Source organism: Mesorhizobium sp. CA16, assembly GCF_020165175.1.
In the GTDB taxonomy this organism is placed as follows: Bacteria; Pseudomonadota; Alphaproteobacteria; order Rhizobiales; family Rhizobiaceae; genus Mesorhizobium.
The window spans coordinates 166,238-177,729 of sequence record NZ_JAIUHP010000016.1; the positions used below are offsets into that span (position 1 = coordinate 166,238).

The 11,492-nt window shown below is 63.9% G+C and carries 9 protein-coding genes; 6 read left to right on the forward strand and 3 right to left on the reverse strand.

Features of this window, described 5'->3' with window-relative positions; translation table 11 throughout:
• Positions 1 to 83: 83 nt before the first annotated feature.
• Entirely contained in the window at positions 84 to 2,165 is a 2,082-nt protein-coding gene (locus LB525_RS21950; protein ID WP_224546987.1) for an ABC transporter substrate-binding protein, read from the reverse strand.
• Between the two features lie 102 nt (positions 2,166 to 2,267).
• Complete coding sequence (locus LB525_RS21955) at positions 2,268 to 3,734, reverse strand: alpha-glucosidase/alpha-galactosidase (protein ID WP_224547023.1); 1,467 nt, start codon at positions 3,732 to 3,734, stop codon at positions 2,268 to 2,270.
• A gap of 246 nt (positions 3,735 to 3,980) precedes the next feature.
• Here LB525_RS21955 and LB525_RS21960 point away from each other — a divergent pair, with 246 nt between their 5' ends.
• Positions 3,981 to 4,823: an AraC family transcriptional regulator gene (locus tag LB525_RS21960; RefSeq protein WP_140845855.1), complete on the forward strand. Its 843-nt coding sequence runs from the start codon at positions 3,981 to 3,983 to the stop codon at positions 4,821 to 4,823.
• Positions 4,824 to 4,863: 40 nt separating this feature from the next.
• Here the strand turns inward: LB525_RS21960 and LB525_RS21965 are convergent, their stop codons facing one another.
• Positions 4,864 to 6,027, reverse strand: coding sequence for a glycoside hydrolase family 25 protein (locus LB525_RS21965; RefSeq protein ID WP_224547025.1), 1,164 nt, complete (start codon positions 6,025 to 6,027; stop codon positions 4,864 to 4,866).
• A gap of 249 nt (positions 6,028 to 6,276) precedes the next feature.
• On the opposite strand from LB525_RS21965, the gene LB525_RS21970 reads away from it, so the two are divergent.
• The 5 genes from LB525_RS21970 to LB525_RS21990 all read left to right on the forward strand — a co-directional run bounded on the left by LB525_RS21970 (position 6,277) and on the right by LB525_RS21990 (position 11,470).
• A complete protein-coding gene (locus LB525_RS21970; protein WP_140845837.1) occupies positions 6,277 to 7,161 on the forward strand; it encodes an AraC family transcriptional regulator in 885 nt (294 codons plus the stop codon).
• 317 nt (positions 7,162 to 7,478) lie between these two features.
• Positions 7,479 to 8,561 carry a sugar ABC transporter substrate-binding protein gene (locus LB525_RS21975; protein ID WP_224547027.1) on the forward strand — a complete coding sequence of 361 codons (1,083 nt, stop codon included), beginning with the start codon at positions 7,479 to 7,481 and terminating at the stop codon, positions 8,559 to 8,561.
• 69 nt (positions 8,562 to 8,630) lie between these two features.
• Positions 8,631 to 9,467 (forward strand): ATP-binding cassette domain-containing protein, encoded by an 837-nt coding sequence (locus tag LB525_RS21980; RefSeq protein WP_224547029.1) that lies wholly within the window; start codon positions 8,631 to 8,633, stop codon positions 9,465 to 9,467.
• Positions 9,464 to 10,717 (forward strand): sugar ABC transporter permease, encoded by a 1,254-nt coding sequence (locus LB525_RS21985; protein WP_224547031.1) that lies wholly within the window; start codon positions 9,464 to 9,466, stop codon positions 10,715 to 10,717. The genes LB525_RS21980 and LB525_RS21985 overlap by 4 nt, the downstream gene beginning before the upstream one ends.
• A 24-nt stretch (positions 10,718 to 10,741) precedes the next feature.
• On the forward strand, positions 10,742 to 11,470 hold the full coding sequence (locus LB525_RS21990) for an SDR family oxidoreductase (protein ID WP_224547033.1): 729 nt from the start codon (positions 10,742 to 10,744) through the stop codon (positions 11,468 to 11,470).
• The last annotated feature ends 22 nt before the right edge of the window (positions 11,471 to 11,492 follow it).

Sequence of the window (11,492 nt, forward strand, 5' to 3'; positions counted from 1 at the left end):
TCGGAGGTTTCGTTGTCCGGCCGCGCCCCGGCGCGGGCCGCCCCGCGGGGGGGCGGGACGTCTTTTCGTCAGGGGAGGTAACCTTACATCGGACCCTTGTCACCCGGTTTGCCGGGCAGCTCCTCCGGATACAATTCGTGCTTCGCCTGCTTGTCGGCAGCGACGAAGACACGTTCGCGGATGATCGAATCCTCGGCCCAGTTGAACATGTAGATCGGCGTGCCTTGCGGGATGTTCGAGAAGCGCTTGTTGATGATGAGCGCGCCCGGATACTCGGTCAGCCCGACATTGTAGACATGCTCGGTCGATATCTTCTGGAACTTTCGCATCAGGTCGGCACGTTGATCGTTGTCCTGCGTCGTCACGAACTTGTTGACGATGTCCACGAGGTCCTTCTCGAAGGGCATCAGGTCGACTTCGCCGCTTTCCGGCGCGCGGTGATTCCAGCTGGTCTTCGGGCCGACGGGAGCAAGTTGTTCGGTGTTTTGCACCACGGAAGTCAGCTCGGTCTCGTTGCGCCGGATCAGCCAGTCGAAGCGGCCGGAATATTGGATGGCGTCGCGCTGCGTTCCGTTGACCCCGTTGAGGACGACCCTCAGCCCGAGCTTTTCCATCTGCGCGACGACGCCTTCGGCGAGGCTCTTGTCGGTGGTGTAGTCGTTGTTGACCAGCATCACGATCTCGACATTCTTGCCGCCGGCGGTGCCGGCCGGGAAGTTCACGATGCCGTCGCCGTCGGTGTCCTTCAGCCCGGCCTTGGCAAGCTCGGCCTTGGCGCCTTTGAGATCGAACGGATAGTAGACCGTCGATTTGCGGTCATAGAAGCTGGTGCCCGACGAGAAGCCGCCCGGATAGATGGCGGTAAACGGACCCTTGACCAGCGAGTCGCCCAGCGCCTTGCGGTCGAGCGCCATGGTCACCGCCTTGCGGAAGTCCTCGTTGCGGTTCAATTCGCGCAGCGCCTGGCCGCGTTCGTCCGGGTTGCCCCAGCCATTGGCGGAGAAATTCATGCGCAGATTGTAGCCGATGAGGCGCGGGCCGAAGGCAAGCCGGGCCGGCGCGTTCGGGTCGGCCGCGCGCTTCAGCGAGGCGACGAAATTCTCGGGCTGCTCAAGGTTCGAGAAGTCGCCGGAGCCCGCCACCGCCTGGACGTCGCGGTCGGCCCAGGTCGACAGCTTGTATTGCAGCTCGTTGAGATAGGGCAGCTGGTTGCCCTTTTCGTCGACCTTCCAATAGTAGGGGTTGCGCCGCAAGACGATGATATCGTCCGGCCGGTATTCGACCGGCACCCAGGCGCCCATCACCGGCATGTTCATATAATCCGGCGGGAAGGCGTTCTTGAACTGGTCGTAGGTATTCTTCGAATATTTCGGATGCTGCGGCTTCAGGATATGCGAAGGGCCCGGACAGAAGGTGCCGTAGGCCATCGCATAGAGATATTGCCGCGGGAACGCCTCCTTGAAGGTCCACTCGACGGTGTAGTCGTCGACCTTCTTCAGCGTCGTGCCGACGCCGAAGGTTTCGGGCGTGGCGCCGTTCAGCGGCGAGACGTTGGGATCGACGACCTCGTCATCCCAGTAGAACATGACGTCGTCGGCGTTGAAGGGCGCGCCGTCCGACCATTTGGCGCCTTCGATCAGATGCATGGTGAGCTTGTGGCCGTCACTCGACCAGTCCCAGCTCTTGGCGAGGTTCGGAAGCGGCTCGGTGTCCTTGGCCTCGACCTGGAACAGCGGCGCCGTGCGCGTCAGGCATTCGGACAAGCCGATATCGATGCCGCCCCAGCCTTGCGTCTGGCCGGCGCCGTAGTTCCAGCCTTCCGGCCTGCCGCCGATGACGTGGCGCATCGTGTCGCCATAGACGCCGCTGCCGTCGGGCATGTTGCCGGTCTTGAAGACCAGCGGCTCCTTGGGCAGTCTGTCCTTGACCGGCGGCAACTTGCCGGTCTTGACGTATTTCTCCGTTACCCAGTCCGGCTCGTGATATTCGGGCAGCGCCTTGAACTCCAGGATGGAGTCGCGCGCCACATAGTGGATCTTACCTTCGGCCGGGAATGTCGCCGGCTGCGGCGGCACGGTCGGTTCGGACGCGAAAGCGTTGAGTGCATGGACTGAAACGCTCAGCATCAGCCCGGCGGCGATGCCAATTCTATGCAGGTTGCTCATAGTCTCCTCCCAGATGTTGGATGTCTGCTGTTGCCCGCCTCTTGTTCGGGACGGCTGATCCGGCGGACGCGCCTCCTGCATGTCCGCCTGCCTGCCCGGATCTCAGCCGGCCTGTTTGAGTGCCGCCTTCTCGGCGCGCAATTCCTCGATCGAGCGCACGCTGCGCCGCGCCGCGCCTGCCCATTCACGCGTCTTGACCTTGGATTTCGAAAGCCGCTCCTTTGCCGCCGGAACGGCATGCGCATATTGCGGCAGCCATTGAGCCTGCGCGACGACCATCTCGTCCACCATCTGCCAGACCTCTTCCGGCGTTGACACGGCTCCGACCAGCGGATCGTGCAGCACGGCGAGCTTCAACAGGTCGATGTCGCCGGCGATCGCGGCATGCACCGACATGCGCTGGACGTTGATCGAAGCCATGCAGGTGGCCGCGCAGGCTTCCGGCAACGTGATGCCGGCGGCCATGTTGATGCCGAACCGGTCGACGAAGCCGGGCGATTCGATGATGGCGTCCTGCGGCAGATTGGTGATCACGCCGTTGTTCTTGACGTTGAAGTGGCCGCGATAGACGCGGTTCGTCTCCAGCGCTTCGAGAATGTGGCTGGCGTGTTCGTTCGAGCGTTTTGCCGGGTCGATCGGTTTCGAGGCCGCTTCGAGAAATTGCGGATATTCCGTCTCGAACCAGTTGCGGGTTTCGGTCGAGTAGCGCAGGTAGCCGCCCGTCTCGCCATGGATCCAGTCCGACATGTCGATCCAGCGTGCGATCTCGTCGGGACGCTTGCGATACCAGGGCAGATATTCCGACAGGTGGCCGTTGCTTTCGGTCGAATAGACCCCAAAACGCTTCAGCACGTCGATGCGCAGCTTTTCCTGCTTCGAATAGACCGGATGCGCCTCGAAGGCGGAGATCAATTCGTCCTTGCCGACCGGCCGGCCGTTCAGCTTGAGCTCGATGAACCAGGTCTGGTGGTTGATGCCGGAGCAGACATAGTCGAGCTCCTTGGGCGACTTCGCGCCGAGCACCTGGGCAATCTGCTCGGCGCCATGCTGAACGCCGTGGCAGAGGCCGACCGTGTCGACCTTGCCGTATTCGATCGCGGCCCAGGTGTTCATCGCCATCGGGTTGGCGTAGTTGAGGAACTTAGTGCCGGTGGCGGCGACCTCCCTTATATCCTTGCAGAAGTCGAGGATCACCGGAATGTTGCGCTGGCCGTAGAGGATGCCGCCGGCGCAGATCGTGTCGCCGACGCATTGGTCGATGCCGTATTTCAGCGGGATGCGGATGTCGTCGGCATAGGCTTCGAGCCCGCCGACGCGCACGCAGCTGATGATATAGCGCGCGCCCTCCAGCGCCTCGCGGCGGTTGGTGGTCGCCGTCACCTTGGTCGGCAACTTGTTCGCCTCGACGATCCTGTCGAGGATCGCCTTGATCATCGCCAGATTGTGCTCGCTGACATCGGTCAGCGCGAATTCGATATCCTTGAACTCCGGCACGCATAAAATGTCGGTGAACAGCTTCTTGGTGAAGCCGACGCTGCCGGCGCCGATAATAGCGATTTTGAAACTCATCACCTTCACCTCGATCCAATCGAATGCTAGGCAAGGAGCAAAGGAGAGAACATGGCCGCGCGCAACAGCGCGCATGCCATTCAAAGCCGGAAATCCGGCTCTTTCTCCTCCCGCCCGCTCCTCGACCGCGGGTCTTTCGCGTTCTTGAGGGCCGGATTATGCGCTTATTCGCCGAGGGGGCCAGAGAAGGATTATGCTTTCGAGGGTAATTTTGTGCTGCGGGACCTGATCGCCAACGGAAAGCTGATGCGGACGATCTCGCTGCCGCGTGGCCGCCAGCGCCTGCATGCCATGCCGACCAGCACGGGCTATGAACTGCGCGAGGACGAGGCATATGACTGGGACGGCAGGAAGCGCGGCCAGACCCCGTTCACCGTGCTCCAGCATACGATCAGCGGCACCGGTCAATTGCGCTACGAGAGCCGCAATTACCGCCTGCAGGCGAACGACACGCTGCTGGTTCTGGTGCCGCACAATCATCGCTACTGGTTGGCCAAGGGCGACCGCTGGGAATATTTCTGGATCTCGATGAACGGCGAGGAGGCGCTGCGCATCCACAAGTCCATTCTCAGCGTCTCGGGCCCGGTGTTGCGGCTACAGCCGGCCACCATCGATCACCTTGCCGATTGCAGCCTGCGGCTGATCAAGGGCGCCGCTTCGCCAGGCGCGGCCTCGGCGATCGCCTATGAGGCGGCAATGGCGCTTTATGACGACGTCTTCGGCTCGCACGCCTTCGCCGAGAAGCAAAGCGCCATGCAGCCTGTCATCGACCACATCAACGCCAATCTCGACAAGCCGCTGCCGGTGGCGGAGCTGGTTGAAATCAGCGGCCTCAGCCGCGCCCATTTCTCACGCTGCTTCGCCGAGAGCGAAGGATTGCCGCCGGCCGAATTCGTCCTGCAGCAGCGCCTGCAACGCGCGGCGAAACTCCTGACCAAGGCGGATTTCCTGCCGGTCAAGGAAGTCGCGGTGCTGTGCGGCTTCGAGGACGCGAACTACTTCTCCAAGGTCTTTCGCCGGTGTTACGGCATCAATCCGACGCAGTTTCGCACCACAGGCATGTATGCCAGCCTGGGCAGCCATCGCTGATGTCTCTCGGCTCCGGGAAGAGGTCGGCTCTTGGAAGAAGTCAGCGCCTGGCGCTGTCGAGCGCCGTCGAGGCGGTGCTGACCGGATCGGCGGCAGCGGCGAAGGCCGCGTCGATCTGCTCGGGCGTGCGCTGTCCGGAGCGTTTCCAGGCGACATATTGCGCGATGCCGAAGCCGGCGCGCCGCGGCACCGTCTTTACCACCGGCATGCGGAATCCGTCGCGGAATGTCGCCCAGCGCGCACCGAGCACCGCCACCATCTCCTCGAAGGTCGGCGGCGCCGCCACGTCGGCATAGGTGATCGTCACCTTGCCGGCCAGCGCCATCTCACGCGAAATCGGCACCGGGATCGAGGCGAGGTAGTCGGCCGGCACGTCGAGCAGGCCGCCAAAAGCCCATTGCCGGCGCAATTCGTCGGCGCTCATGGGCGCGACGCTGACGTCGATGTCGTTGGGCGTGCCGGGCACGCGGTAGGGGCAACGGAAGCGGCCGCAATTGGTGTGCGCGGCGAATTGCCAGAGCGCATAGCCCTGCCAGTTGCCCATCGGGAAATGCACGTCGATGTCCGGCTTGTAGCGCGCATACCAGAGCGGCAGCCGCGACAGGAGCCGATATTGGTAGCGGTTGTCGGCGATATACTGGGCGGTCTTGCCGTTGACATAGAGCACCGGGAAGCGGCCGAGGCGGCGATGCACCTGGCGCACGAATTCTTCCGCGTCCTCAAGCGACATCCATTGCGTTGCATCGATGCCTTCGATGTCGAGGGCCATCAGCTCGTCGGGCGCCGGCTCGGCGAAATCGATGAAATTATTGGCCTGCTCGACCGGGTTGCCGGGCCGCGCCAGGTGATAGGCGCCCCATTTCAGGCCGAGCGCCTTCGCCACCACCTTGCGCGTCTGGAACAATTCGCGCGTCACCGCATAGCGCTTCCACTGCGCCTTGCAGAGTTTGATGTCGGCTTCGGCGCCGAAGCAGAAATAGGGCGGCGGCAGCCCGTCGGACGCCTTGTTGATGAAGCCGGCGACACGCTTGTCGGTGACGAGCTGCTGCCAGTCGATCGAATTGTATTCATAGGCGTCGATGACCAGCGGCCGGTCGGCATTCTTCCACGGCTCGGAGAAATCCGAGGCCTTTGCCGCCGTGCCCAGCGCAATCGCTGCCGCGAGAAGCGCCAGGCGGCGAAGAGGGCGCGCCGGCTTTTTCAATCAGGGTGTCCCCACTGACCAGAGAACGATCCTGAACCGCTATGGTTAACGAAGTGCTTTCAAGACATCGGCTGCTTCGACCTGCTCCGAAACGTCAAAAAAGTATCGGTCGGGTGGACAAGCCGTGGTGGCAGGCGTTTCAATTGCCGCCTAAGCTTCAATCACGGCGGCCAGTGGGAATACACAGGCCTGCCTGACGAAGCGCAGCAACCGGTCCCAAGACCGGACCCGCGCGGGGAGGAAATGAAGATGAATCCGGACCTGGAAGTCGTCCAGATCAGACAGGGAGAGTCGTTCAAGGCCTGGGCCCACGGCTATCCTTTCCGCACCGTGCGCTGGCACTTCCATCCCGAATACGAGCTGCATCTGGTCGTCGCCACCACCGGCCGCTATTTCGTCGGCGACTTCATCGGCGAGTTCGAGCCGGGCAATCTGGTGCTCACCGGGCCCAATTTGCCGCACAACTGGGTCAGCGACGTGCCGCCGGGCGAAACCGTGCCGCTGCGCGGCCGTGTGGTCCAGTTCTCGGAAGAATTCATCGCCGGCGCCTCCGCCGCCTTGCCCGAACTTGGCGCCTGCGCCGGCATCCTCGAAACCAGCCGCCGCGGGGCGCTGTTCTCGCCGGCGACGGCTGAGCTCGTGGCGCCCCTGCTGGCGGAACTGACCGAGGCGCAGGGCGTGCGCCGCCTGTCGCTGTTCATGGCCGTGCTCGATATATTGAACCGCGCCGGCGACGTCCGCACTTTGGCTAGCGCCGGCTATCTGCCCGATCCCTCCGGCTTCATGTCGGCCGGCATCAATCAGGCGCTCGCCTATATCAACTGCCACCTGACCGAGCCTTTCAGCGAAGGGACGCTTGCCGAGATCGCCGGGCGCAGCCCGAGCGCCTTCTCGCGCAGCTTCCGCCGCCACACCGGAATGGCACTGGTGCAGTATGTCAACCGCCTGCGCATCAACCTTGCCTGTCAGCTGCTGATGAGCGAGGACCAGATGTCGATCACCGAAATCTGCTACGCCGCCGGCTACAACAACATCTCGAATTTCAACCGTCAGTTCCTGGCGCAGAAAGGCATGTCGCCTTCGCGCTTCAGGGCCTTATTGGCTGAGAATATCAACGCGGAGATAGCCGCCTAACAGGGAGGAAGCGGGAGGAGCCTAGAGCAATTGCGAAGCGGTTGAACGCGGCGAACTTGCCGTAGCCTCCGTCCGTAATTGGTCAAACAACAAGAGATTCAGGGAAGGAAGGACGCGGGGTGCGGAGCACCCTGTGCTGGAGATCGTTTGTTCCGAATCCAGCACGTTCAGGAGGATGCTTGTAGAGTTACCGGGATCGGATCGATCCTCGGCCGCTGACAATACTCCTCCCAACAGTTCGACATGCAGTCAAGGCCTGGCGCGTCGTCCACCGCGCAGGTCCTCGTGAAACCATTTCTCGAAACGGAGACATTCGAATGACCAGACATGCTTGGAAATCGCCGTTTGCCTTTAAATCGACGATCGCGGCCGTTTTCGCGGTCTCGCTGCTCGGCAGCACCGCGGCCTTCGCCGACACGGTAACCGATGCTACGGTTGCCTTCCTGATGCCCGACCAGGCGTCGACCCGCTACGAGCAGCACGACTATCCCGGCTTCGTTGCCGAGATGAAGAAGCTCTGCCCTGGCTGCAAGGTGATTTATCAAAACGCCGACGCCGATGCGGCGCGCCAGCAGCAGCAGTTCAATTCGGTGATCTCGCAGGGCGCCAAGGCGATCGTCCTCGACCCGGTCGATTCGACCGCCGCCGCCTCGCTGGTGAAGCTCGCCCAGAGCCAGGGCGTCAAGGTGATCGCCTATGACCGGCCCATCCCGACGGCGCCCGCCGATTTCTACGTCTCCTTCAACAATGAAGGCATCGGCAAGGCTATCGCCGACTCGCTGGTCGAGCACCTCAAGGCTCTGAAGGTCGACCCGGCCGGCGGCGGCCTGCTGCAGATCAACGGCTCGCCGACCGACGCTGCCGCCGGCCTGATCAAGAAGGGCATCCACGAAGGCCTCGACAACAGCGGCTATCCGATCCTGGCCGAGTTCGACACGCCGGAATGGGCGCCGCCGAAAGCACAGCAATGGGCGAGCGGCCAGATCACCCGCTTCGGCACCAAAATCCTCGGCGTCGTCGCGGCCAATGACGGCACTGGCGGCGGCGCGATCGCCGCTTTCAAGGCAGCAGGCGTCGATCCGGTTCCGCCGGTGACCGGCAATGACGCGACCATCGCGGCGCTGCAGCTGATCATCGCCGGCGACCAGTACAACACCATCTCCAAGCCGAGCGAGATCGTTGCGGCGGCCGCGGCCAACGTCGCCGTCAAGCTGTTGTCGGGCGAGAAGCCGAAGGCAGAGATGACGCTCTACGACACGCCCTCGCAGCTGTTCACGCCGGCGGTGGTGACGCAGGAGAACCTCAAGGCCGAGATCATTGACAAGAAGATCAACACGGCGGCCGAACTCTGCGTCGATCGCTATGCCGAGGGCTGCAAGAAGCTCGGCATCACGAAGTGATCCATATGGGCATCCGGCCGCTCCTTGGCGGCCGGATGTCCAACGAACGACTGTCAAGAAAGGCGGCGCATGAGTGAGAGTCTTGAAGAGTCGGCTTCCGTCGGCGAGCTGGTGCTCAGCCTGCGCGGCATATCGAAGAATTTCGGCGCCGTTTCGGCGCTGACCGATATCGATTTCGATGTCCATGCCGGCGAGGTCGTCGCGCTGGTCGGCGACAACGGCGCCGGCAAGTCGACGCTGGTCAAGATCCTCGCAGGCGTGCATCAGCCGAGCGCGGGAACGATCAATTTCCGCGGCAAGCCCGTCACGCTGCCCGACCCGCGCGCGGCGCTGACGCTCGGCATCGCCACAGTGTTCCAGGACCTGGCGCTCTGCGAAAACCTCGATGTGGTCGCCAATATTTTCCTCGGCAACGAGCTCAGTCCGCTGCGGCTGGATGAGGTGGCGATGGAGATGCGCGCCTGGACGCTGCTCAACGAATTGTCGGCGCGCATCCCGAGCGTGCGCGAGGCGGTCGCCTCGCTGTCCGGCGGCCAGCGCCAGACGGTCGCCATCGCGCGCTCGCTGCTGCTCGAGCCGAAACTCATCCTGCTCGACGAGCCGACCGCGGCGCTTGGCGTCGCCCAGACGGCTGAAGTGCTCAACCTCATCGACCGCGTCCGCGCGCGCGGCCTCGGCGTCGTGATGATCAGCCACAACATGGAGGATGTCCGCGCCGTCGCCGACCGCATCGTGGTGCTGCGGCTGGGGCGCAACAACGGGGTCTTCGAGCCCGACGCCTCGAACCAGGATCTGGTGAGCGCCATCACCGGCGCGTCCAACAACGCGGTGTCGCGCCGCGTCGAGCGCCTGCGCATGGAGCGCGATCACAGCGGCAGCGCACCGGCGGGGGAGCAGGGTCCATGACGGCAGAGAAAAGCACCTCCGGCCCGATGGCGCTCGACCGCGCCGACGCGCGGGTGAAGCATGAAGCCGGCTTCGGCGGCGCGCTCCGCGCCTTCCTCGACCGCGTGCGTAGCGGCGATCTCGGTTCGCTGCCGGTCATCGTCGGCCTTGTGGTCATCTGGACTGTCTTCACCAGCCTCAACCCCGTCTTCGTCTCCAGCAGCAATCTGGTCAATCTTCTCTTCGACTGCTCGACGGTCGGCGTCATCGCGCTCGGCATCGTCTGCGTGCTGATGGTCGGCGAGATCGACCTTTCCGTCGGCTCGATCAGCGGCTTCGCCTCCGCGATAGTCGGCACGCTCTGGGTCAACCAGGGATGGCCGGTCGCGCTCGCCATCCTGGCGGCGCTCGCCTTCGGCGCCCTGATCGGCTCGCTCTATGCCCTTTTGTTCAACCGTCTGGGCATGCCGAGCTTCGTTTCGACGCTGGCCGGCTTGCTCGCGGTGCTGGGCATGCAGCTCTACATTCTCGGCTCCACCGGCTCGATCAACCTGCCATACGGCTCCGCTTTGGTGGATTTCGGCCAGCTGATGGTGATGCCGAAATGGGTATCGTACACGCTGGCAGCGATCCCGGGCCTGGCGCTGCTGATCTCCGGGCTTCGCACCTTCGCCCGCCGCCGGGCGGCCAACCTGTCGGCACCGTCCGCGACCGGGCTCATCGTGCGCGTCGCCGTCATAACCGTCGGCCTCGAGCTGATCGTCGCCTACCTCAACCAGTCGCGCGGCATTCCGTGGATGTTCGGCCTGTTCGTCGGCCTCGTCGTGGCGATGAACTATGCGCTGACCCGGACCAAATGGGGACGCTCGATGACCGCCGTCGGCGGCAACCGCGAGGCGGCGCGCCGTGCCGGCATAAAGGTGCGCGCCATCTATCTCAGCGCCTTCGCGCTGTGCTCGCTCTTTGCCGCGCTGGGCGGCGTGCTTGCGGCCGCCAGGCTTGCTTCCGCCAGCCAGCAGGCCGGCACCGGCGACGTCAACCTGAACGCGATCGCGGCCGCGGTCATCGGCGGCACCAGCCTGTTCGGCGGCCGCGGCAGCGCCTATTCCGCGCTGCTCGGCATCATCGTCATCCAGTCGATCGCCAGCGGCCTGACGCTGCTCGATCTGTCCTCGTCGCTTCGTTACATGATCACCGGTGCCGTTCTGGCCATCGCCGTGATCGTCGACTCCCTCGCGCGCCGCTCCCGTGCATCGCACGGCCGCGCCTGAACAGTTCAAACGAGAAGGGTACACATGGCTCACAATCTTTCGGGAAAAGTCGCCGCGGTCACCGGCGCGGCGTCGGGCATCGGCCTCGAATGCGCCAGGGCGATGCTCGCCGCCGGCGCCCGCGTCGTGCTGGTCGACCGCGCGGAGGACAGGCTGAAGGAGGTGGTCGCCGAGCTCGGCGACGGCGCGATCCCGCTGGTGGTCGACCTCACCAGCCCGGCAAGCCTGGCGACCATGATGCCCGGCATCCTCGAAAAGGCCGGCCAGCTCGACATCTTCCACGCCAATGCCGGCTCCTATGTGGGCGGCGAGATCCTTAACGGCGATCCGGATGCCTGGGACCGCATGCTGAACCTCAACATCAACTCGGTGTTCCGCTCGGTGCACGCGGTGCTGCCGCATATGGTCGAACGCAAGACCGGCGACATCATCGTCACCAGCTCGATCGCGGGCCTCGTCCCTGTCGTCTGGGAACCGGTCTACACGGCCTCCAAGCACGCCATCCAGGCCTTCGTCCATACGCTGCGCCGGCAGGTCGCCAAGCACGGCCTGCGCGTCGGCGCGGTGGCGCCGGGGCCGGTGGTGACCGCGCTGATCAGCGATTGGCCGAAGCAGAAGCTCGAAGACGAGCTGGCGGCCGGTGGCCTGATGCAGCCCACCGAGGTCGCCGACGCCGTCCTGTTCATGCTGACGCGACCGAGAAACATCACCATTCGGGATCTGGTGATCCTGCCGCAGAGCAATGATTTGTGAGGGGAGTAGGGGAGTAGGGGAG

Excerpts from the sequence above, each read along its gene's own strand:
- LB525_RS21980 (WP_224547029.1), top strand. The coding sequence starts at position 8,631 with ATGAGTGAGAGTCTTGAAGAGTCGGCTTCCGTCGGCGAGCTGGTGCTC.
- LB525_RS21985 (WP_224547031.1), top strand. The coding sequence starts at position 9,464 with ATGACGGCAGAGAAAAGCACCTCCGGCCCGATGGCGCTCGACCGCGCC.
- LB525_RS21960 (WP_140845855.1), top strand. The coding sequence starts at position 3,981 with ATGCGGACGATCTCGCTGCCGCGTGGCCGCCAGCGCCTGCATGCCATG.
- LB525_RS21950 (WP_224546987.1), bottom strand. The coding sequence starts at position 2,165 with ATGAGCAACCTGCATAGAATTGGCATCGCCGCCGGGCTGATGCTGAGC.
- LB525_RS21975 (WP_224547027.1), top strand. The coding sequence starts at position 7,479 with ATGACCAGACATGCTTGGAAATCGCCGTTTGCCTTTAAATCGACGATC.
- LB525_RS21970 (WP_140845837.1), top strand. The coding sequence starts at position 6,277 with ATGAATCCGGACCTGGAAGTCGTCCAGATCAGACAGGGAGAGTCGTTC.
- LB525_RS21990 (WP_224547033.1), top strand. The coding sequence starts at position 10,742 with ATGGCTCACAATCTTTCGGGAAAAGTCGCCGCGGTCACCGGCGCGGCG.
- LB525_RS21955 (WP_224547023.1), bottom strand. The coding sequence starts at position 3,734 with ATGAGTTTCAAAATCGCTATTATCGGCGCCGGCAGCGTCGGCTTCACC.